Source organism: Cryobacterium sp. TMT1-2-2 (assembly GCF_004403505.1).
GTDB lineage: Bacteria > Actinomycetota > Actinomycetes > Actinomycetales > Microbacteriaceae > Cryobacterium > Cryobacterium flavum.
The window spans coordinates 191,370-213,641 of sequence record NZ_SOGS01000027.1; the positions used below are offsets into that span (position 1 = coordinate 191,370).

Sequence of the window (22,272 nt, forward strand, 5' to 3'; positions counted from 1 at the left end):
TGCATTCGCCCGTCCCCCCGCCCGCCTTCCACTGGGACACTTTGGGCCAGCACTCCCGGCGTCCGCCCACTTCATTCCGTGCTACTTTCGCCAGACCATGTCTGATCCGTCTGCACTCACCGCGTCCACAGATCTCGCGCGCGATTCCGCCCCCCGCCAAACGGATGCCCGCGGCCGCGTGGCCGTCGCCGACATCGCTGTCGGTCTGTTTCAGGCCCAGGGCTACGAAGCCACCAGTACCGCGCAGATCGCCGCAGCCGCTGGCGTCTCCCGCAGCACATTCTTTCGTCAGTTCCGCTCGAAAGACGATGTGATCTTCGCCGACCACGACGAGTTGCTCGAGCAGATCGACGAGTTTTTCGCCGCCTCGCACCCCGACCCCTGGCTGGCTGTGTGCGATGCCGCCGCGCTCGTATTCGAGCGGTTTCGGGAGCGCCTCGAGATCGTGCGGGTGCGCGACCTGGTCGTGCGCCAGACATCCGTTCTGCGCGACCGCGAAACGGTGATGGTGTCCCGCTACGAGAAAACGTTCTCGGCCTATCTGCGCCGCTGTCTGCCGGGCGTCGACCCGGTGGTGGCGATTCAATTTGCGGCGGCCGTCACGGCCACGCACAACTTCGAGTTGCGGCGCATGATTCGCGCCAGCGACGCCAGCGCGGTGCTCGATTCGGCCGGTCTGGCGGCGCAGCTGCACGCCGTGCGCAATCGCTTTGCACCCGTCGGCGAATCGGCCAGGGGCGCGAGCGAGCTGCTCGTCGCGGTCTTTTCCGCCTCTGCCCTGCCGGCAGACGTCGCCCGCGTGATCGAGAACCGACTTCGATCCACAGCAATTTGACACCAAGTGTCACTTGACGTGAGACTCAGTGTCAGATAGAACTGAAGTCACACCTGCTACTGCGAAAGGTAATGATGCCCGATTACGATGTCTCCGCCCCGCTCGACACCGACTACTACGGTGTTTTCGCCGATGTGCCCGAAGCTGATCGAGCGTTCTGGAGCCGGGCTCGCACCTTCGCGGTGGAGACCCTCGACGAGCTGAGCGAGGCCTGGGACAAGGCGGAGTACCCGTTGCACCTGGCTCGCCGCCTGGGCGAACTCGATCTGCTCACCGACGGAGTCGAGGGGCCGGGCCTCACCCCCATGTCCCCGCTCGCGGCCGGCCTGGTGAACATGGAGATCTCCCGCGGCGACGGCTCGATGGGCACCGTCGTGGCTGTGCAGGGCGGGCTCGCCCTGCGCAGTATCGCCATGTTCGGCAGCGACGAGCAAAAGGCCACCTGGCTGGTGCCGCTGGCCCGCGCCGAGAAGCTGGGTGCCTTTGCGCTGACCGAACCCGACCACGGCTCGGACTCGGTGGGCCTCGAGACCACCGCACACCGCGACGGCGACGAATGGGTCATCAACGGCGAGAAGAAGTGGATCGGCAACGGCTCGGTCGGCGACGTCACCGTGGTCTGGGCCCGCGACGACGACGGCAATGTACGCGGCTTCCTGGTCGACCAGGCCCTGCCCGGCTACCACGGCGAGACGATGCTCGGCAAAGGCTCGCTGCGCGCGGTACACCAGGCGCGCATCACCCTGACCGATGTGCGGATTCCCCTCGACGCTGTTCTGCCCGGCACCCACACCTTCAAAGACACGGCGGTCGTTCTGTTCGCGACCCGGCTCGGGGTCGCCTGGTCGGCGCTCGGTCACGCCACAGCCGTGTTTGAGGCTGCCCTCAACTATGCGCAGCAGCGCGTGCAGTTCGGCAAGCCGATTGCCGGTTTTCAGATCGTTCAGGAGCGGCTCACCCTCATGCTCTCCGAGCTCACCTCGATGCAGCTGCACTGTATTCGGCTGGCCGAACTGGACGCCGCCGGCACCCTGCGGCCCATCCAGGCCAGCCTCGCCAAGTTCCACAACACCCGCGCTGCGCGTTCGCTCGCCTCCCTCGCCCGCGACATGCTCGGCGGCAACGGCATCCTGCTGGAGAACCACGTCATTCGGCACCTTGCCGACATCGAGTCCATCCACACCTACGAGGGCACCGAGAGCATCCAGTCGTTGCTCATCGGTCGCGACCTGACCGGGGTCAGCGCCTTCCACTAGGTTCGACCTGCACGAGCTTTCGCTTGCATCATCTTTTCGGACAAAGGAGTCCCGCATGATCGACCTGACCCTGAGCACCACAAACTCACCCAACGACTCACCGCTCACACCCATGCGGTTCCTGCAGCGCAGCGCTGAAGTATTCCCAAACAAGGATGCGATCATCTACGGATCTCGTCGCTACAGTTACCAGGAATTTTCGCAGGCTGCGGAAGAGCTGGCCCACGCCATCCGCTCGCGCATCACGCCTGGCGACCGGGTCATATTCCTCGCGCCGAATATACCCGAGATGCTCATCGCGCACTACGCCGTGCCCTTGGCCGGCGGCGTGCTCGTCGCGCTGAACTCACGGCTGGCCGGGCCGGAGGTGCACTACGTCCTCGAGCATTCAGAGGCCACCCTGCTGTTCATTGACGCCGAACTGGTCGCCGGTGTCGGTGACGCTTTCGCGGCATCCGCTGCCCTGAAGGGCGTGATCGAAATCGCCGACGGCGAGTTCGGCATCACCGAGAGCGGACTCGATGTGGGCCAGCAGACGCTGGAGTCCTTTCTGGCCGATGCCGACAACGACTCCGCCGAGCCGCTGGCCTGGGAGGTTTCCGACGAGCGATCGGTGATCTCGATCAACTACACCTCGGGCACGACGGGCAAGCCGAAGGGCGTCATGTACTCGCACCGCGGTGCCTACCTCAACTCCTTCGGCGAGGTGTTCCACAACAAGTTCACGAGCGACTCCGTCTACCTGTGGACGCTGCCCATGTTCCACTGCAACGGCTGGTGCACACCCTGGGCGGTCACCGCGGCCGGTGCCACCCACGTCTGCCTGCGCACGGTGCGGGCCGAATCGGTCTGGTCGGCCATCGACACCCTCGGCGTGACCAACCTGTGCGGCGCCCCCACGGTGTGCGGCGTGATCGCCAACGCTCCCATGAAGCACGTGCTCGAGACGCCGCTCTCGATCACCACAGCCGGTGCCCCGCCGTCGCCGAGCGTGATCGAACAGCTCGACGCCCTCGGCATCACGGTCGTGCACGTCTACGGCCTCACCGAGGTCTACGGTCCGTACACGATCTGCGAATACCAGCGCGAGTGGGATGACCTGCCCGCCGACGAGCGTGCCCGCAAGATCTCCCGCCAGGGAGTGGGCATGGTGCAGGCCGAATCGGCTCGCATCGTCGACTCGGCCATGACCGACGTTCCGGCCGACGCCGCGACCATCGGCGAAGTCGTGCTGCGCGGCAACAACATCATGCTCGGCTACTTCAAAGACCCGCAGGCCACAGCGGATGCCTTTCGCGGCGGCTGGTTCCACACCGGCGACCTCGGCGTCATGCACCCGGACGGCTACATCGAGATCAAGGACCGCGCCAAGGACATCATCATCTCCGGCGGCGAGAACATTTCGACGATCGAGGTCGAAAACGCCATGCTCACCCATCCGACCGTGCTCGACGTCGCCGTGGTCGGCATGCCGCATCCGAAGTGGGGCGAGCGGCCCAAGGCCTACGTCGTGCTCCGCCCGGACGCCCTCGTGACCGAGGTCGACCTGCTCACGCATACTCGCTACCTGATCGCGGCATTCAAGGTGCCCGACTACGTCACCTTCGTCGACGCCCTGCCGCGCACGGCCACCGGCAAGATCATGAAGGTCGTGCTGCGCGAACTGCCAGAAGAGGTCGTCGAACCCGTCGTGTCATAGGGCGAGTGTGCACAACCGCGGAGATTCGCCCCGATACTGGCCACCCCAGTCGGAATGCGCCCCTAACTCGAATTTCTCCGCGTTTACGCACGCACACCCGGACAGCCAAGGCCCGCAGCCCGGACGCGGTGCCCGTGCGTGACCGAAACGCGGCGGGCAGGCAGTTTGCCAGCATCCGTCTATAGCCTTATAAGCACAATGGAAGACCCTCCCTCGCATAAACCCTCGCCCGCCACCACCGACATGCCTCTTTCACTGAGAGGACCTCAACATGTATGAGTGGATCATGGTGGGCGCAGGACTCCTCCTCACCGTCGGAACGGGAATTTTCGTAGCCTCCGAGTTTGCCCTCGTCACGCTCGACCGCAATGAGCTCGAAGCTCGGCGTGATCGTGGCGAGAAACACCTCGGTCCGACCATCAAAGCGCTCAAGATCACCTCGACGCACCTATCGAGCGCCCAGCTGGGCATCACCCTCACCACGCTACTGACCGGGTTCACCTTCGAGCCGGCCATCCGCTCACTGCTCAGCGGGCCGCTGACGAGCGTCGGCGTGCCTACCGGCATCGTGCCGCTGGTGGGAACCATCGTGGCGATCTCGCTCGCGACGCTGTTCTCCATGGTGATCGGCGAACTCGTTCCCAAGAACTTCGCCCTCGCCGTACCGCTCGCGACGGCAAAGATCGTGGTGCCGGCCCAGGCCGCATTCACAGCCGTGTTCAAACCCGTCATTCTGCTCTTCAACAACACGGCCAACGCGATCATTCGTCGGTTCGGCATTGAGCCAAAAGAAGAACTCTCCGGTGCCCGCAGCGCCGAAGAGCTGAGCTTTCTGGTGCGCCGCTCCGCCCTTGAAGGCGTGCTGGACGACGACCACGCCGCCATGCTGCACCGTACCCTGCGCTTCTCCGAGCACTCCGCCGCCGATGTCATGACCCCGCGGGTGCGCATGGCTTCGGTCCGCGTCACCGACTCCGCTGAGAGCATTGTGCGCCTCGCGACGACCAGCGGCTACTCGAGGTTTCCGGTGATCGACAAGAACTCCGACGACATCGTCGGGGTGTTGCACGTGAAACAGGCCTTCGCTGTCGCGTTGAGTGAGCGTGCCACAGTCACCGCCTCCGACCTGAAGGTGGACGCCCTGCGCGTTCCCGAAACCATGGGCGTCGACTCCCTGCTTGCCGCTCTGCGCCAGCAGGGATTCCAGATCGCCGTCGTCGCCGACGAGTACGGCGGAACCGCCGGCATCGTCACCCTCGAGGACCTGGTCGAAGAACTAGTCGGTGAACTCGAAGACGAACACGACCGGGCCAAGGCTGGCGTCGTCCGCTCCGGCCGCTCGGTCGTCTTCGACGCCGCCTGGCGCCCCGACGAACTGTTCGACCGTACCGGAGTCACCGTCCCCGATGACGGGGGCTACGACACGGTCGGCGGATTCCTCGCCGACCAGCTCGACCGCATTCCCGAACTCGGCGACGAGGTCGCCATCGACGGCGGCGTGCTGCGCATCGACCGCGTCGACGGGGTGCGCGTGCACCGCGTCCGCTATACGCCCGCTAATCCCGAGACCGATCCCAGCCTGACCACCACACACGACCGAATCGTGACTGAAATCAAGAAAGACCTGATCCATGAGTAGCGCCGATTTAACCGCGTACCTCCCCGGCCTGGCCTGGCTCGTCGTGCTGCTGGTCGTGAACGCGTTCTTCGTCGGTGCCGAGTTCGCTGTGATCTCGGCTCGGCGCTCCCAGATAGAGCCGCTGGCCGACCGGGGCAGCAAAGCGGCCAGGACCACCCTGTGGGCGATGGAACACTCGACCCTGATGCTCGCCACCAGCCAGCTCGGCATCACGGTGTGTTCGCTGCTTATCTTGAACGTCTCCGAGCCGGCCATCCACGGACTGCTCGAATTCCCGCTCGCGGGTACCGGCCTCTCTGAAGGCATGATCAGCACGATCGCGTTCACTTTCGCGCTCGTCCTGGTGACCTTTTTGCACGTGGTCTTCGGCGAAATGATTCCGAAGAATATCTCGTTCTCCGTTCCCGAAAGGGCCGCCCTGATTTTGGCGCCGCCGCTCGTGTTCGTCGCCCGCGTCTTCAACCCAATCATCTTCAGCCTCAACTGGCTGGCCAACGGGGTGTTGCGCCTGTGCAAGGTCGAGCCCAAGAACGAGGCGACGAGCGCGTTCACCCTCGACGAGGTCGCGAGCATCGTGGAGCAGTCCACCCGCGAGGGCATGCTGCAGGATGCATCGGGCACACTCAGCGCAGCGTTTGAGTTCACGTCGAAGAAGGTGACCGACGTGCAGGTGACCATCGAATCCATGGTCTGCCTGCCATCGACCGCCTCCCCGGCCGACATCCAGCAGGCGGTCGGCCGCCACGGCTTCTCCCGCTACATTCTGACCGACGACGACGGGCAGCCAAGCGGTTACCTGCACCTGAAAGACGTCCTGGACCTCACCGGCGGCGACAGCTTCACCGAGCCGGTGCCGGGAAAACGGTTGCGCCGCCTCGCTTCCGTTTCGTGTGACAGCGAACTCGAAGACGCGCTCGCCTCGATGCGCCGCCTGGGCGCCCACGTCGCTACCGCGTTCGATGCGAACGGCACCGTGACCGGAGTGCTCTTTCTCGAGGACATCATCGAGGAGCTCGTCGGTCAGGTCGAGGACGCCACCTCGATCTGACCCGCCGGAAACCGGGCACCGCACACGCAAGCAACGTACTGTTGTTTGGGTGCTTAGCGACGATTCCAATCAGATGACCTCAGACCAGCCAGACACCCCCGCCGCACCCGGTGATGGGTTCGTGCGGGTGCGCGGTGCCCGCGAAAACAACCTGCGCAATGTCGACGTCGACGTGCCCCGGGACGCCATCGTCGCTTTCACCGGGGTGTCTGGTTCTGGCAAGTCCTCGCTGGCTTTCGGCACCATCTTCGCTGAGGCCCAACGACGATTCTTCGAATCGGTCGCGCCCTACGCCCGCCGCCTCATTCAGCAGGGACACACCCCGCACGTCGACGAGATCACCGGGCTGCCGCCGGCCGTTGCCCTGCAGCAGCGCCGCGGAACACCGAGTTCCCGGTCGAGTGTGGGTACGGTCACCACCCTCTCGAACTCGCTGCGCATGATGTATTCCCGTGCCGGCATATACCCAGCGGATGCCGCCGGTCGCCTCGAATCGGACTCCTTCAGCCCGAACACCGCGATGGGCGCCTGCCCGCGCTGCCACGGCCTCGGTATGGCGCACACCGTGAGCGAGGCGTCGATGGTGCAGGACGCCACCCTCAGCATTCGGGACGGCGCTATCGCCGCCTGGCCCGGCGCTTGGCAGGGCAAGAACCTGCGCGACATCGTCGCCGTGCTCGGCTACGACATTGACCGTCCCTGGCAGGAACTGTCCCGCGCCGACCGCGACTGGATTCTGTTCACCGAAGAACAACCGGTGGTGGAGGTCGTGCCGCAGCGTGACCGCATCGCCAAGCCGTATCAGGGCCGATTCTGGAGCGCGAAGAGTTTCGTGCTGCACACCCTGGCCGACAGCAAAAGCGCGAACGTAAGGCAGCGGGTGCTGCGGTATGTCGATACCGGCCCCTGCCCGGACTGCGCCGGCAGCGGCCTCAAGCCCGAAGCCCTCGCCGTGACCGTGGCCGGGCAGTCGATTGCCGCGCTCAACGCGCTGCCGATGACGGCTCTCGCCGAGGTGCTGCGGCCGATCGTTGCTGACGCCGCGTCGACAGAGGTAGCCGTCACCCTGGCCGGCGACCTGCTGCGCCGCATCGACGTGCTGCTTGAACTCGGCCTCGGCTATCTGGCCCTCGGCCGCTCCACCCCCACACTGTCTCCGGGCGAAATGCAGCGGCTGCGCATCGCCACCCAGCTGCGCTCTGGCTTGTTCGGGGTCATCTACGTGCTGGACGAGCCCTCGGCCGGCCTGCACCCGGCAGATGCCGAGCCGCTGCTGCTCGTGCTCGAGCAGCTCAAACTCTCGGGCAACTCGGTCTTCGTGGTCGAACACAATATGGATGTCGTACGGAGCGCCGACTGGGTCGTCGACGTCGGCCCCCGAGCCGGCGAGGGCGGTGGTGAGGTGCTCTACAGCGGGCCGACAGGCGGACTGGCCGAAGTCGAGATGTCAGTCACCCGCGAATACCTGTTTGCTGCGGAACGCGAGCCGGTGGCGCGCGGCGCGCTGCGGCATCCGCTTGGCTGGTTGGGACTGACCGACGTGACCCGGCATAACCTCAAGGGTATCGACGCGCAGATTCCGCTCGGGGTGTTGACGGCGGTCACCGGCGTCAGCGGGTCTGGCAAGTCGACCCTGGTCAGCCAGGTGCTCGCCGAAGCCGTCGGTCGTCACCTGCACCCAGACCCCGACGATGTGCCGGTGCTGGACCTCGACGACCCCGACGCTGAGATCGAGCTGGCCGAGCGCTCCGACCTGCCCACGGTCACCGGGCTCGACGCCGTGGACCGGCTGGTGCAGGTGGACCAGAAGCCGATCGGGCGCACGCCGCGCTCCAACCTCGCCACCTACACCGGCCTGTTCGACGCTGTGCGGGCTACCTTCGCCGCCACCGACGAGGCCCGTTCTCGCGGCTTCACCACCTCCCGGTTCTCGTTTAACGTGGCTGGCGGCCGCTGTGAAACCTGCCTCGGCGAGGGTTTCGTGGCGGTCGGATTGCTCTTTCTGCCGGGCAGTTACGCGCCCTGCCCCGACTGCGGTGGGTCGCGCTATAACCCCGAGACCCTCGAGGTCAGCTACCGCGGCAAGAACGTGGCCGAAGTTCTCGGCCTCACAGTGGATGCCGCACTCCTCTTTCTCGAAGACGTCACCGTCGCCGCACGCAGCCTCGACACCCTGCGTGAGGTGGGCCTTGGCTATCTGCGCCTCGGGCAGCCGGCCACCGAGCTCTCCGGCGGGGAGGCGCAGCGCATCAAGCTCGCCACGGAGTTGCAACGGGCCCGCCGCGGCCACACCCTCTACCTGCTCGATGAGCCGACGACCGGCCTGCACCCGGCCGACGTCGAGCTGCTCATGCAGCAGCTCGGGCGCCTCGTCGATGCCGGAAACACGGTCGTTGTGGTCGAACACGAGATGGACGTGGTCGCCGCCGCCGACTGGGTGATCGACCTCGGCCCTTCCGGTGGCGACCAGGGCGGCCAGATCATCGCCGCCGGCACCCCGGCGACAGTGGCCGCCCACCCCACGAGCCGCACCGCCCCCTATCTGAGGCTCCGCCTCCCCTGACTCCCGTGACGCGAAAGCGAACTTCGGCAACACCGGAATAATTCACACCCTGCAAAACGCTGCAGTTAGAGGCGCACACAGCGAGCTGGCCCGGGGGACCTACGGGGCGGGCGGCCGCTCATTTTAGCGTGCCGTTTGTGGCACATCCCCTTTTCGCACGACCGTCAGGACCAGTAATGACCGCACCAGCCGCCACCGACACGATCACCGAGGCCGCACAACACCCCGACGCCAGGCGCAACCAGCTCGTGATTCGGCTGCTGCTGGCCTCGGCATTCGTCGTCATTTTGAACGAGACCATCATGGGCGTGGCACTGCCGCACCTCATGAAGGACCTCAGTATCACGGCCACCGCCGCCCAGTGGCTGACGACGGCGTTCATGCTCACCATGGCCGTGGTCATTCCGATCACCGGTTTTCTCATCCAGCGCTTCCACACCCGGCCGGTCTTCATCGCCGCGATGACACTGTTCAGCACCGGCACCCTGATCGCCGCGCTCGCGCCCGGCTTCGAGGTGCTGCTGGTCGGCCGCATCGTGCAGGCCAGTGGAACGGCCATCATGATGCCGCTGCTCATGACCACCGTGATGACGCTCGTCGCACCGGCCTCTCGTGGCAAGACCATGGGTAACATCTCCATCGTCATCTCGGTCGCCCCGGCCATCGGCCCGACCATCTCCGGCGTCATCCTTAGCGTGCTCGACTGGCGATGGATGTTCATTCTCGTGCTGCCGATCGCCATCGGCGCCCTCATTCTCGGTGCCTCGCGCATCCAGAACGTGACGACGCCGCGCAAGGTGCCGCTCGACGTGCTCTCCGTCATCCTCTCGGCCTTCGGCTTCGGCGGGTTCGTCTACGGCCTCAGCAACCTGGGTGGGGCATCCGCTGCCGGCTGGATTCCGCTCGGCATCGGCCTGGTCGCCCTGGCCGTGTTCGTGCTGCGCCAGCTTCAGCTGCAGCGCACCGATCGGGCCCTGCTCGACCTGCGCGTGTTCAGCTCGCGTACCTTCACCCTCTCGATCTCCCTGCTCAGCATCAGCATGCTCGCCCTGTTCGGCACCATCATTCTGCTGCCGCTGTACATGCAGAACGTGCTCGGCCTGACGGCCCTCGAAACCGGCCTGCTTCTGCTCCCGGGAGGCCTGACCATGGGGCTCCTCGCGCCGTTCGTCGGCCGCATCTACGACCGGCGGGGCCCGACCATCCTGCTGGTTCCCGGCTCGATTATCGTCAGCGCCGCGTTCTGGGCGATGACCATGATGGGGCAGACCACCCCGCCGTGGATGCTGCTGATCGCCCACGTCGGCATGAGCGCCGGCCTCTCGCTGCTCTTCACGCCGCTGTTCACGTCGGGCCTCGGCTCTCTCAAGCCGAGCCTGTACTCGCACGGCAGCGCGGTCGTCGGTACCATCCAGCAACTCGCCGGCGCCGTCGGAACGGCACTGTTCATCGCCGTGATGACCGCGCAGTCGGCCGCCCTCATGGCTCAGGGCGTCTCCGAGATCTCGGCGACGGCCTCCGGAATTCGCGGTGCGTTCCTGTGCGGCGCGATCATCTCGCTGTTCGCCATTCCAGCTGCATTCCTTGTGCGGCGCCCGCCGCTCGGCGACGCGGTCGAGAGCGCTTCGGTCAGCGCTCACTGATTCAGCGGATGCGCTGGGCCAGCACCGCGGGATGATCCGCCGGCAGTCCGTGCCGCCGGCCGCCCTGCAGCAGCGCCACGTTCTTCTTCTCCCAGTCGAGCAGCGCCTGCCGGAGCGGGTCGATCGCGGCGCTCTCGTCGCAGCTGCCCGCCATGCGGCCGCAGGAACACTTCTGCGCCGCCGCGTCGTGGTGCAGCGCTTCGATGCGCCAGATGCCGGCCATGGCCCAGTCGATCTGCCGCCGGGCCAGTTCGGTGTTGCGTTCAGCACGCTTGACCAGGTCATTCTGCAACAGGCTCCGCACCCCCTCGATCCCGGCCGTGAACTGGCCGGCAACGATGGCGCTGAGCTCGGCGACCTGGTCGCGAAGGGCGGTCAGGTCCTTGTCCCGGCCGAAGAGTAAAGCATCCGTTTCGGCGATGTAGTCGGCGTGGGCGGTCTCAGCCAAAGCCCAGCGAGAAGCCCACAGCTTCACGTGCTCAAGGTCCCGGCGCTCGGATTTCTCGGCCCCGATGTGGTGCACGCAGAGCGAGCAGACCACGTGGTCGCTCAGCGACGTGAAGTGAAACGGCTGCGGCGCGAGGCAGCACAGGCACGCTACTTCAACATCGACGTGCAGCGGATGCGCGTGCGTCACTGTTGCCCCACCTCACTGTTGTTCCTTCGAGAATAACCGTGCCGCGTTCGTTCGCCGCGCCACCGTGTGCATTTCTGCACGTCGCCCCTGTGCGAATCGTCTTTGACAGCCACCAACGCGAAGCGCAAGCTAAGACGAGCCAGACGACGTGCGCGCCCGCTTGGGACCGGCGCACGTTGTGTCAATGACGACACCAGGGGAAATCCTATGAGCACGACCAGATCCGATACCCGAAACGACGTGCAGACGTCCGGACTGAAAAAGGTCGTCGCGGCCTCCATGGCCGGCACGGTCGTCGAATGGTACGAATTCTTTCTCTACGCCTCCGCCGCCACCCTGGTCTTCGGCACCCTGTTCTTTCCGAACGCCGGCACCGAACTCGAGGGCATCATCGCGGCCTTCGCCACCTACGCCGTCGGCTTCCTGGCCCGCCCCATCGGCGGCATCGTCTTCGGACACTTCGGCGACAAGTTCGGCCGCAAACGCCTGCTCCAGTTCAGCCTCGTTCTCGTCGGCGTCGCCACCTTCCTGATGGGCTGCCTGCCGACCTTCCAGCAGATCGGCTACCTCGCACCGGTTCTCCTCATCCTCCTGCGCTTCATTCAGGGCTTCGCCGTCGGCGGCGAATGGGGTGGAGCGGTTCTTCTCGTCGCCGAGCACAGCCCCGCGAAGTCGCGCGGATTCTGGGCCAGCTGGCCCCAGGCCGCCGTGCCCGGTGGAAACCTGCTCGCCACCGCCGTGCTCTTCGTGCTCTCGACCACCCTCTCCGATGAGGCCTTCCTCAGCTGGGGCTGGCGCGTCGCCTTCTGGCTCTCCGCCGTCATTGTGCTCGTCGGCTACTACATCCGCACCAAGGTCAGCGACGCACCGATCTTCCTCAAGGCGCAGCAAGAAGTCATTGCCGGTGACAAACGCTACGGCATTGTCGAGGTCTTCCGCCGCTACCCGCGCGGCGTCTTCACGGCGATGGGCCTTCGCTTTGCCGAGAATATCCTGTACTACCTCGTCGTCGTCTTCTCGATCACCTACCTGAAGATCATCGTGCAGATGGACACCGCGCGGGTGCTGCTGCTTCTACTCCTCGCCCACGCCCTGCACTTTATTGTCATTCCCTTGGTCGGACACCTCTCCGACCGGGTCGGCCGGCGCCCGGTGTACTTCCTGGGCGCCCTGCTCGCGGGCACCTGGGGATTCTTCGCCTTCCCCATGATGGACACCGCGAACGACTTCATCATCATTGTCGCGATCATGATGGGCCTGCTCTTCCACGCCCTCATGTACGCCGGCCAGCCCGCGATCATGGCCGAAATGTTCCCCACCCGGATGCGCTACTCCGGCGTCTCCCTCGGCTACCAGGTCACCTCGGTCATCGCGGGCTCGATCGCCCCGATCATCGCCGTGAGCCTGCTCTCCACCTTCGAGTCCTCGGTGCCGGTAGCCATCTACCTCGCAGCCGCGTGCCTGATCACGGCCCTCGTGGTGCTCACCCTCAAGGAAACGCGCGGGCTCTCCCTGCACGACATTGACGCAGCGGATGCCGCCGACTCAGCCGATCGCGCCGCCCAGGCCGACCTCGCCGAGGTCGGTCGCCGGTAGCGCGTCGCGGGCGGTCCGATCCCACGGATCGGGCCGCCCTTTTTCGCGCCGGCGGGGCATCCGCTTGTAAGTCACTCGCTGAAGGCGGTCGGTCGATTCGCGATCTCCAGCGTGATTGCCTCGATGGCGGCGCGCACCACGGGCGAACGCAGCGATTCGGCCCGCACGACGGCCCAGATGGGCAGTTGACGCTGAAAGTCTGCGCGCAACACGGGCACGAATTCCGGCCGGTCGTGCACGAGAAAGTTCGGCAGGAGTCCGATTCCGGCGCCGGCCTGCACCGCCTCCAACTGGGCGAACAGGCTGGTGGCCTGAAAGGTCGTGGCCGGTTCCGGCAGCTCGGAGGAGCGATAGCCCAGGTCGGTCACGAGCAGGGCGCTCTCGACGTACGACACGAAACTGTGCAACGCAACGTCGTCGAGCGTGCGGGGCGCGCCGCGGCCAAGCAGATACTCGCGGCTGGCGTACAGCCGTAGAAAGTAGTTGGTGAGAAACATCGCCTGCGCGTTGTTGACATCGTTGCGGCCGGCCACGATCTCCAGGTCGACGCCCGACCGGTTCTGGCTTACCTTGCGGGTGGCGCTGAACATCTCGATATTGATGCGCGGGTGGCTCTGCTGCAGTTTCACGAGGGCTGGCGTGACGACCTCCGCCCCGAATCCGTCGATGGTGCTGATGCGCAGCAGCCCGGAGAGCGGGTCGGTCTGGCTGATAGCCGTGGCGAGCGCGCCCAGCCGGTCTTCGATCGCCTCGGCAGCACTGACCGCGTGCCGGCCCAGCTCGGTGAGCTCCCAGCCATGCGGGCTGCGCTCGAGCGTGCGGCCGCCCAGCTCCGCATCGAGTGCGAGGATGCGCCGCGAGATGGTCGTGTGGGTGGTGCCGAGCGCCTCGGCGACCGCGTTGAAGCGCCCCAGCCTGGCCACGGTGAGCAGCACGAGCAGATCGTTCGGGCTCGGAAGCTGGTGTGAACTCACGGATCGCATCCTTTCGAGCGTGTGCATCTGCGCACATACCCCCTGTGAAATATTGCCTTGATTGCACTCTATCCGGCTGCGAGGGTGGAGGGACACAAAGCAAAGGAGCTTCGAATGTCAGTAGTCGCATGGATCGGGTTGGGCAACATGGGCGGGCCCATGTCCGCCAATATGGTGGCCGCCGGCCATGAGGTGCGCGGGTTCGATTTGAATCCGGATGCCGTCGCCACGGCCGTCACAGCGGGCGTCACAGCCGCCGCGAGCATCAGCGAAGCCGTCGCGGGCGCCGACGTCGTCTTCACCATGCTGCCCAAGGGTGAACACGCCCGTGCTGTGTACTTCGGCGACGACGGCGTGCTGGCCACGGCCGATCCGGCCACCCTGCTGGTGGACTCGTCGACGATCGACATCGAGACCGCCCAGGCCCTGCACGATACCGCAGCGGCGGCCGGCTTTCGCTTCGTCGACGCCCCGGTCTCTGGCGGCATGAGCGGCGCCACCGCCGGAACCCTCACCTTCATGATCGGAGGCGTTGCGGATGCCGTCGCTGACGCCAGCAGGTTCATCGAGCCGATGGCGGCGAACATCATTCCGACTGGCGGCGCCACGACCGGCCAGGCCGCGAAAATCTGCAACAATCTCATGCTGTTCATCAACCTCGCCGCAACGGCGGAGGGCGCTGTTCTGGCCGAGCGGCTGGGACTGGACAAGCAGGTGTTCTGGGATATCGCATCCGTTTCGTCGGGTGACAGCTGGGCGCTGCGCACCTGGTATCCGATCAAGGATGTCGTCGCGACGGCCGCGTCCAACCGGGATTTCGCCCCGACCTTCACCGCAACGCTCGCGAGCAAGGACATCGGGCTGGCGATCGCCGCCGCCCGCGCCACCGACACGCCGCTCGAGATCGGCGAACACGTCGCCGAACTCTTTCAGCGCCTGATCGATGAGGGCGAGGGCGGCAAGGACTGCTCCATGATCGTCAAACTCGTCGACGGCTCCCTGCACGCCTGAACCATGTCATCCACCAGAGAGAGCTCTTCCATGCAAACAATTCCCCACTACATCAACGGGCAGCGCGTCGAGTCGTCCGAACGATTTGGCCCCGTATTCAATCCGGCGACCGGCGTGCAGGAGAAACAGGTCGTGCTGGCTTCTCGCGCGGTCGTGATCGACGCCATCGAATCGGCCCAGGCGGCCCTGCCCGAGTGGCGCACGAGCACGCTAGCCAAGCGCACGGCCATCTTCTTCAAGGTGCGCGAGCTGCTCGCCGAGCGCACGAGCGAGCTCGCCGCAATTCTGACGAGTGAGCACGGCAAGGTACTCTCCGACGCGGCCGGCGAGATCACCCGCGGGCTCGAGAACATCGAATTCGCCACCGGCCTCGCGCACATGCTCAAGGGCGACTTCTCCCAGCAGGTCTCCCACGGAATCGACGTGCACTCGGTGCGCCAGGCCGTCGGCGTCGTCGCCTGCGTCACCCCGTTCAACTTTCCGGCCATGGTGCCGCTGTGGATGATCGGCAGCGCCCTCGCCTGCGGCAACACGGTGCTCCTCAAGCCCAGTGAAAAAGACCCGTCATCGGCTATTTTCATCGCCGAGATCTTCACGGAGGCCGGCTTGCCGGCCGGCGTGCTCAACGTCGTGCAGGGCGACAAGGAGGCCGTTGACGAACTGCTCGACAACCCGGCGGTCAAGGCCATCAGCTTCGTCGGCTCCACCCCGATCGCCAAGTCCATCTACAACCGGGCTGCCAGCAACGGCAAGCGGGTACAGGCACTCGGCGGCGCCAAGAACCACATGGTCGTGCTGCCGGACGCCGACCTGGAGATGGCAGCGGATGCCGCAATCAACGCCGCGTACGGATCTGCCGGGGAGCGTTGCATGGCCGTGAGCGTGCTCGTGGCCGTCGGCGGCATCGCCGACGACCTCGTCGCCGCGATCAAGTCGCGCATGACGACACTCCGGGTCGGCCCGGGAACCGATCCGACCTCGCAGATGGGCCCGCTGATCACCGGAGAACACCGCGATCGGGTCGCGTCCTACCTGGCCGGCGCCGAGGCGGCCGGCGCCACCATGGTCGTCGACGGTCGGGCGCAGAAGTTCGACAGTGACGGGTTCTTTCTCGGTGTCAGCCTGATCGACCACGTCACGCCCGGGATGAAGGTCTACGACGATGAGATCTTCGGCCCGGTGCTGTCGATCGTGCGCGTTGACACCTTCGACGAGGCCGTGAAACTCGTCAACGAGCACGAGTTCGGCAACGGTGTGGCCCTGTTTACGCGGGACGGCGGGGCTGCTCGGCAGTTCGAGTTCGAGATCGAAGCCGGCATGGTCGGCATCAACGTGCCCATTCCGGTACCGGTCGGATCGTTTTCGTTCGGCGGCTGGAAGAACTCGCTGTTCGGTGACGCGCATATGTATGGACCGGACAGCATCCGTTTCTATACCCGCGGCAAGGTCGTCACGACCCGCTGGCCCGACCCGGCCACCTCGGAGATCGACCTCGGTTTTCCGCAGATGGCCTGAGTGAGGCGGGTCCCCGGTTTCGCGGGGACCCGACACCGGCGGGTTAGGGTGTGGGGGTGCCGCCTTCAACCCGTCCCACCGCCACCCGCGAGTTCTTCGTCGGGGCCGGTTTTCTCGCCCGCGGCCTCAGAATGTGGGGAACCTCACCGCGCCTCATGCTGCTCGGCGCCCTGCCGGCCTTCATCGTCGGCATCGTCTACCTCGCCGGCATCGTGCTGCTCCTCGTCAATCTCCAGGCCATCGCCGTGGCGATCAGTCCGTTCGCGAGCGGCTGGGGGGAGCCCTGGCGCACCGGCATGCGGGTCGTGGCCGGTGCTGCCGTCGCGGCTGCCGGCATTCTCCTCTTGGCATATACCTTCGTGGCGGTAACGCTCACTGTCGGCGACCCCTTCTATGAGCGAATCTGGCGCGAGGTCGAGACCAGCCTCGGCGACGCGCCCGTCGAACCCGCACGCGGCCTGCTGCGCAGCATTCTGCGCGCGGTGGCCGACGCCCTGCGCCTGGTTGGCCTGGCCGTCGGGGTCGCTCTGCTGCTTCTGGTCTGCGGCCTGATACCCGGCCTCGGCCAGCTGCTCGCCCTCGTCCTCGGCGCGCTGTTCGGCGGCTGGATTCTCACTCTCGAACTCACCGGCTTCGCTTTCGACGCCCGCGGCTTCACGCTCACCCAACGCAAGCGGAGGCTGCGCACGCGCCGCCCGCGCAGCCTAGGTTTCGGCGTGCTCACCTACCTGTTGTTCCTGATTCCGGGCGCGGCCGTCATCGTCATGCCGGCGGCTGTGGCTGGCGCAGCCATGCTCAGCCGAGACGTACTCGCGTCGAGAGTGGAACCGGTTTAGCGCTTGCGGTGAATGATGCGTCCACTGCGGGCCGCGATCGCACGCACGACGGCGGGACGCGCGCCGACCCAGATTGCGGCCGTGACCAGCAGTGCGCCGACGAAGATCCAGACGCCGAGCCAGCCCGTGTCGTTGCGCGCCGCATACATGTGGTTGAGGTTGGCGCGAGCGCCGGTGGTGAGCACGAGGGTCACGTGCACGACAATGAATGCCACGAAGAAGATCAACACCGCGAAGTGCAGCTTGCGAGCCACGGGCAGGGGAAAGACGTGGTCGAGCCTGCGAAACCGCGCAGACAGGCCCGGTGACATGCGCAGGCCGGTCACCAGTGCGATCGGTGCCGCGATGAAGACCACGACGAAGTAGCTGAGCAGTTGCAGGGCGTTGTAGTGCACCCAGCCGGAGTCGGTCGGCCAGTCGAGCGAGGCATACTGCAGCCCGGCCGAGATCGCGTTGGGAAAAATGTCCCAGTTCGTGGGCACGACGCGCAGCCATTGACCGGTCACGAACAACAAAACGTAGAAGAGGATGCCGTTGATCACCCACAGGGTGTCGAAAACGATGTGCTGCCAGAGGTCGAGGGTGATCCGAATCGGGGGATTTTTGGTGCGGAGCAGCCCGGTGTTCTTGCGCGTCCAGAAAATGGACGGGCGTTTGGTCGTGCGCACCTGCCATCCGGTGCGAATGACGAACAGAATGAAGAAGGCGTTGAGCCCGTGTTGCCAAGCCAGCCAGGCCGGAACTCCTACCGGCGTGGCTGCCGCGTGGGTGGAGACGCCGGGGTAGCTGCGCAGGAAGGACTCGACCGCCGGCAGGGCGCGCACCCCGTTCGCCGCCAGCACGATCAGGGCCACGACGATGAGACCGGCGGGAACGATCCAGGCCAGTCGGAGCCGCCGTTTCGGCCGAGTTTTTCCCGGCCGGGAGCCACCCGTCGTCATCGTTATCCGTTCCCGCGATGGCAGAGTGCCGCAGCGTCTTCGTAAGAATACTGGCCCGGCCCCGACCCGGGTGGCGGCAGCTGACGCGGCAGGTCACATAGCCGGCCCTGTCTTATCGCGGGTCAGGATGCTTTGCGCATTCACTCTGTCTTCATCTGTCTCGGTAGGCGATCAAGCGGCTCGAACCGCATCGACGAAGGCTCGCAGGAGGACAGGATCTTTGACCCCACGGCTCGACTCGACGCCGCTGGACACATCCAACCTCGACCAGCTCCCCGCCCCCCTCGTGACCTCATGCCGGAGTGACGTCCGAGACCCCTTTGCTGCCAGCCCCTAGGCCGTGCCCGTGACAGCGTCGTCAGAACTGCGCTCGAGAGTGTCGATACGTTGTCGAGCGTGGCGGTAGGCAGCCACGCTGTAGTCCTCTTTAAGAATCTGCAGATGGAGCCATGTTGAGAGGGAAGTCACCCAGGGCTCACGACGAAGCACCTCCACGAAATCGTTCGCCTCTCGCACCGTGCTGAACACCGCCGTGGCGATGATTCCGAAATCGCCGGTCGTTGAGGCCATGAACTCCACGCCGAGTCGGCGCAGGGCGTCCAGACCCGTGCGGGAACCGCCGGAGTGCCGGATTCCCAGTCCGAGAGCCAGCGTGTGCGCGCGCCCGAACTCGCGCCGCGGAACAGCGACGACACGGATGATCTCCCCCTCGATGAGCCGTGTCATCCGGTGGCGCACGGAGCTTTCGGGAAGACCGAGGGCCTCAGCGAGCACCCTCACCGGAGCGCGGCCGTCGCGTTCAAGCGTCTCGACCAACTGAATGTCCGTCTCATCAAGAGCGTATTCGTCTTCCGTCTGCAGGGTGGGCGCATAAACGTTGTGGGTGATGGCTTGATAATGGTGCACCTGGATGGACAGCACCTCCGGGTGTTCGCGGATTCCGGCCAGCAGCTCGACGAGTTCCGTGTCGACGCGACAGCGCACCTGAATGCACAGCCCGGCGTCTCCGGTCGTCGTGGAGACGTACGTTGTCAAGGATGAGGCGATCATCTCTTCATAGAGCGATGACGCGTCTCCGCGGAGCGCAACGTGCAGATGACCCTCAAGCCGAAAACCGAACATGCGTGGATTGGCGCTGGCTGTGAATCGCAGTTGACCGCGATCAACCACCGATTTCGCGATTTCAGAAACACGATTTCTGGTGAGACCGAGTTCTTCCGCAATGGATGAGTACGATGCACGACCGTCTCGTCGTAGGCAGTCGACGACACGATCCTCTTCAACGGAAGGTCCGTCACTGTTCGACACTGTCACCTCATCTCCCTGTCGGGTCTCTCGAATACTGCCACACCGACGCACAATTTCGCGATCAGATCGGGGATTCTTGGGAATATGCACACACTTCAACCGGTTTCAGATACTCTTTTTCATTATTGACGCCGTAAAGGTGCAAACAGTATCAACGATGAAGTTGAACGTCACTCAGCGCAGAAGCTGGGCCTCGTGCCACAAACTGATGGGGAATCGTGAAGGTTATAGTAATCGGCGCTGGGCTCGCGGGCCTCACCGCCGCATGGAAACTGCGCCGGCAAGGTCATGATCCAGTGGTTCTTGAGGCCCGCAACAGGGTCGGTGGGCGCACCTGGTCCCAGACGCTCAGCAACGGTCAGCTCACCGAGCGCGGCGGCGAGTACGTCTTTCCGACTGAGTTCGCCATTCGACGTCTAGCGGCGGAGGTCGAGGTGCCCATCCTCACGCACAACGTGCGCTACGCCCGACGAACGGTCGACGGCGCACACTTGACCGTCGCTGAGCTCAATGCCGTGGGGGAACGACTGAACGCCACGCTCACGGCGATGCTCGCATCCGGTATGGACCGAATCTCAGTCGACACCGTGTTCCAGGCGACCTTGGGAGTGGATTTTCAGCGCCACCCGGCATATCGGCGAATTGCAACGTCGCTGGCCGGAGACCCCCAGTGCATCAGTGCAGAAGCTGCGCTGATGCACGAGTCTTCCGCCGCCGGAGGCTACGTCGAGGACGGGGGACGATTCCTGAGGGGCAACCAGTCACTCGCCGTTGAAGTGGCCCGATTACTGGGCGCGGCCATCAGGCTGGAGTCCCCCATCGCCGCCATCGATCAGTCTGCCTCCGGCGTGCAGGTGACCCTTCGCGATGGCACCACGGTCGATGCCCACGCGGCTGTACTCGCCGTACCGCTCCCGATTCTGCGCGAGATCACTCTCGGGTTCACACTTCCTGTTGCACAGCAATCTGCTCTTGACCATCGTTCGATGGGCACGGCGGCGAAGCTGGGCGTCCCCCTGTCGGCTGTCGATGGCGACGTGGCACTTCAGAACGCTGACCAGACCTGGTGGTCGTGGCGTTCAATGTCGGTCGACGGGGAGAATCGCATTCCGGCCCTCTCCTGCTTCGCGGGAGGATCCGTCGCCCTGGCTGCACTCGATACGGCAAACGGGCCCGAACGTTGGATTACCCAGCTCAAGAGGATGCGTCCGGAACTGGTCATCGACGGAGACGTCATGCTCACTGACTGGACCAACGACGAGTGGACCAGGGGGTCCTACTCCGCACCGGCCCTCGATTGGAGGCCGGAGGACGCGTCTGCCTTCGACTCCGCTGCGGGGTTGGTCGCAATTGCCGGTGAGCATACCGGGCTCCAGCAGTCCCTGAACGGTGCTGTCGTGTCGGGCTACCGGGCAGCCCACGCCATCGTGGACCTGGCCCGACAACGGGACCTGTGAGAGGCGGCAGCGTGGAAACAACAGACGTTATCGTCATCGGCGCGGGATTCGCCGGGCTGGTGGCCGCTCGAGAGCTTGGCCGCTCGGGTCACGCAGTGATCGTGCTCGAAGCGCGAGACCGGGTGGGGGGTCGCACCTGGACCGACCATGTCCTCGGACACGACCTCGAACTCGGTGGAACATGGGTGCACTGGATACAACCCCACGTGTGGGCAGAAATAGCCCGATACGGCCGGCGCATCGTTCGTAGCCCGGTCGCTGAGGAAGCGTACTGGCTCGGTGCCGGGGACGCGCCCAGAAAGGGCACGCTCAACGATTTTCTGTCACTCATCGACGACGGTCAACGACGAATAGTTGAGGATGCCCTCACCGCGATTCCGCGCGCGATCGATCCAACGGTCGGCTCGATCACTGAGCTCGACGGCCAGTCACTGCAGCAGCGAATAGACGACTTGAACCTAGACGATGAGGCCCGCTCGGCAAACGAATCCGTGTGGGTCGGGCACGTGAACGCACCGCTGAAGTCGGTTGGGCTCTCCAGTGCCCTGCGCTGGGCGAGTGCGACCGGCGGCCACTGGCCGCTGATGCACGAAGCCTCGGCGACCTATCGCGTGGCGGGAGGCATGTCCGCGTTCAGCGCGGCCATTGCGGCCGACGTGAGCGGCGACATCCGCCTGAATTCGACGGTCACCGCCATCGACCACCAGAAGAATGGTGCCACCGTCACTCTTTCCGATGGCGGTGAAATTCGGGCACGGCGCGTGGTCATGACCCTGCCCGTCAACGCAGTCGACACCATTGCGGTGACACCGGCACTCCCCGGTGTTTGGCGGCAAGCCAACCGTGAGCGGGTGGCCTCGCAGGGAATCAAGGTCTGGATCAAGGTGCGTGGTCGCTTGCCGCGGTTTTTCGCCTACGCGTCTCAACATCACCCCATCTCGGTTCTCAAGAGCGAATTCATCGAGGAGGATCATTCGATTCTGGTCGGCTTCGGCCCGGATCACGCGGCCATCGATGTGACCAGTATCGAACAGGTTCAGGCCGCCCTGAGCGTGTGGCGCGACGACCTTGAAGTACTCGGTGTTGCTGCCCATGATTGGATGAAGGATCCCCTGTCGCAGAATACGTGGATGACCCACCGCCCCGGACAGCTCACTCGCGACCTCCCGCAATTGCAGCTGGCGGATGGTGTGCTTCACTTCGCGGGTTGCGACACTGCCGATCTCTGGGGCGGGTTCATCGACGGCGCCATCGAGAGCGGCTTGCGCGAGGCCCGACTGGTATCGGCCGCTTTGGCAGGCTGAAGCGGCCGGG

19 protein-coding genes and 1 pseudogene are annotated in these 22,272 nt (G+C 65.3%); 14 read left to right on the plus strand and 6 right to left on the minus strand.

Features of this window, described 5'->3' with window-relative positions; translation table 11 throughout:
* Positions 1–97 precede the first annotated feature (97 nt).
* The 7 genes from E3T35_RS18765 to E3T35_RS18795 all read left to right on the plus strand — a co-directional run bounded on the left by E3T35_RS18765 (position 98) and on the right by E3T35_RS18795 (position 10,683).
* Complete coding sequence (locus E3T35_RS18765) at positions 98–835, plus strand: TetR/AcrR family transcriptional regulator (protein ID WP_134380646.1); 738 nt, start codon at positions 98–100, stop codon at positions 833–835.
* A gap of 71 nt (positions 836–906) precedes the next feature.
* Entirely contained in the window at positions 907–2,091 is a 1,185-nt protein-coding gene (locus tag E3T35_RS18770) for an acyl-CoA dehydrogenase family protein (protein ID WP_134380649.1), read from the plus strand.
* Between the two features lie 55 nt (positions 2,092–2,146).
* Complete coding sequence (locus E3T35_RS18775) at positions 2,147–3,790, plus strand: AMP-binding protein (RefSeq protein ID WP_134380652.1); 1,644 nt, start codon at positions 2,147–2,149, stop codon at positions 3,788–3,790.
* Positions 3,791–4,061: 271 nt separating this feature from the next.
* Positions 4,062–5,429 (plus strand): hemolysin family protein, encoded by a 1,368-nt coding sequence (locus E3T35_RS18780; RefSeq protein WP_134380655.1) that lies wholly within the window; start codon positions 4,062–4,064, stop codon positions 5,427–5,429.
* On the plus strand, positions 5,422–6,477 hold the full coding sequence (locus E3T35_RS18785) for a hemolysin family protein (protein WP_134380657.1): 1,056 nt from the start codon (positions 5,422–5,424) through the stop codon (positions 6,475–6,477). The genes E3T35_RS18780 and E3T35_RS18785 overlap by 8 nt, the downstream gene beginning before the upstream one ends.
* A gap of 73 nt (positions 6,478–6,550) precedes the next feature.
* Positions 6,551–9,040: an excinuclease ABC subunit UvrA gene (locus tag E3T35_RS18790; RefSeq protein ID WP_134380660.1), complete on the plus strand. Its 2,490-nt coding sequence runs from the start codon at positions 6,551–6,553 to the stop codon at positions 9,038–9,040.
* A 176-nt stretch (positions 9,041–9,216) separates the two neighbouring features.
* Positions 9,217–10,683, plus strand: coding sequence for an MDR family MFS transporter (locus tag E3T35_RS18795; protein WP_134380663.1), 1,467 nt, complete (start codon positions 9,217–9,219; stop codon positions 10,681–10,683).
* Position 10,684: 1 nt separating this feature from the next.
* Here the strand turns inward: E3T35_RS18795 and E3T35_RS18800 are convergent, their stop codons facing one another.
* On the minus strand, positions 10,685–11,320 hold the full coding sequence (locus E3T35_RS18800) for a hypothetical protein (RefSeq protein ID WP_134380666.1): 636 nt from the start codon (positions 11,318–11,320) through the stop codon (positions 10,685–10,687).
* A 207-nt stretch (positions 11,321–11,527) separates the two neighbouring features.
* On the opposite strand from E3T35_RS18800, the gene E3T35_RS18805 reads away from it, so the two are divergent.
* Positions 11,528–12,916 carry an MFS transporter gene (locus E3T35_RS18805; protein WP_134344847.1) on the plus strand — a complete coding sequence of 463 codons (1,389 nt, stop codon included), beginning with the start codon at positions 11,528–11,530 and terminating at the stop codon, positions 12,914–12,916.
* Between the two features lie 71 nt (positions 12,917–12,987).
* On the opposite strand, the gene E3T35_RS18810 is transcribed toward E3T35_RS18805, so the two are convergent.
* Positions 12,988–13,899, minus strand: coding sequence for a LysR family transcriptional regulator (locus tag E3T35_RS18810; protein WP_134380669.1), 912 nt, complete (start codon positions 13,897–13,899; stop codon positions 12,988–12,990).
* Positions 13,900–14,004: 105 nt separating this feature from the next.
* Between E3T35_RS18810 and mmsB the strand changes: the two genes are divergently transcribed.
* The 3 genes from mmsB to E3T35_RS18825 are packed head-to-tail and all read left to right on the plus strand — an operon-like array spanning position 14,005 to position 17,252.
* On the plus strand, positions 14,005–14,901 hold the full coding sequence (gene mmsB, locus E3T35_RS18815; RefSeq protein ID WP_134380672.1) for a 3-hydroxyisobutyrate dehydrogenase: 897 nt from the start codon (positions 14,005–14,007) through the stop codon (positions 14,899–14,901).
* A 30-nt stretch (positions 14,902–14,931) separates the two neighbouring features.
* Positions 14,932–16,416 (plus strand): CoA-acylating methylmalonate-semialdehyde dehydrogenase, encoded by a 1,485-nt coding sequence (locus E3T35_RS18820; RefSeq protein ID WP_134380675.1) that lies wholly within the window; start codon positions 14,932–14,934, stop codon positions 16,414–16,416.
* 56 nt (positions 16,417–16,472) lie between these two features.
* Positions 16,473–17,252 (plus strand): EI24 domain-containing protein, encoded by a 780-nt coding sequence (locus tag E3T35_RS18825; protein ID WP_198421051.1) that lies wholly within the window; start codon positions 16,473–16,475, stop codon positions 17,250–17,252.
* Here E3T35_RS18825 and E3T35_RS18830 read toward each other — a convergent pair.
* From E3T35_RS18830 to E3T35_RS18840, 3 genes are all read right to left on the minus strand, one after another.
* Positions 17,249–18,193 (minus strand): cytochrome b/b6 domain-containing protein, encoded by a 945-nt coding sequence (locus E3T35_RS18830; RefSeq protein ID WP_134380678.1) that lies wholly within the window; start codon positions 18,191–18,193, stop codon positions 17,249–17,251. The two genes, E3T35_RS18825 and E3T35_RS18830, sit on opposite strands and share 4 nt — an antisense overlap.
* A gap of 171 nt (positions 18,194–18,364) precedes the next feature.
* Positions 18,365–18,448: a hypothetical protein gene (locus E3T35_RS18835; RefSeq protein ID WP_370449359.1), complete on the minus strand. Its 84-nt coding sequence runs from the start codon at positions 18,446–18,448 to the stop codon at positions 18,365–18,367.
* 78 nt (positions 18,449–18,526) lie between these two features.
* Entirely contained in the window at positions 18,527–19,243 is a 717-nt protein-coding gene (locus tag E3T35_RS18840) for an Lrp/AsnC family transcriptional regulator (protein WP_241988919.1), read from the minus strand.
* A 39-nt stretch (positions 19,244–19,282) separates the two neighbouring features.
* Here E3T35_RS18840 and E3T35_RS19985 point away from each other — a divergent pair, with 39 nt between their 5' ends.
* Positions 19,283–19,423 (plus strand): hypothetical protein, encoded by a 141-nt coding sequence (locus tag E3T35_RS19985; protein WP_241988920.1) that lies wholly within the window; start codon positions 19,283–19,285, stop codon positions 19,421–19,423.
* Here the strand turns inward: E3T35_RS19985 and E3T35_RS20345 are convergent.
* A pseudogene (locus E3T35_RS20345) lies at positions 19,403–19,591 on the minus strand (hypothetical protein); the annotation flags it as partial. The gene E3T35_RS19985 and the pseudogene E3T35_RS20345 sit on opposite strands and share 21 nt — an antisense overlap.
* Before the next feature lie 128 nt (positions 19,592–19,719).
* Between E3T35_RS20345 and E3T35_RS18845 the strand changes: the two are divergent.
* Positions 19,720–20,958: an NAD(P)/FAD-dependent oxidoreductase gene (locus E3T35_RS18845; RefSeq protein ID WP_134380681.1), complete on the plus strand. Its 1,239-nt coding sequence runs from the start codon at positions 19,720–19,722 to the stop codon at positions 20,956–20,958.
* A gap of 11 nt (positions 20,959–20,969) precedes the next feature.
* Positions 20,970–22,262, plus strand: coding sequence for an NAD(P)/FAD-dependent oxidoreductase (locus E3T35_RS18850; protein ID WP_134344840.1), 1,293 nt, complete (start codon positions 20,970–20,972; stop codon positions 22,260–22,262).
* The last annotated feature ends 10 nt before the right edge of the window (positions 22,263–22,272 follow it).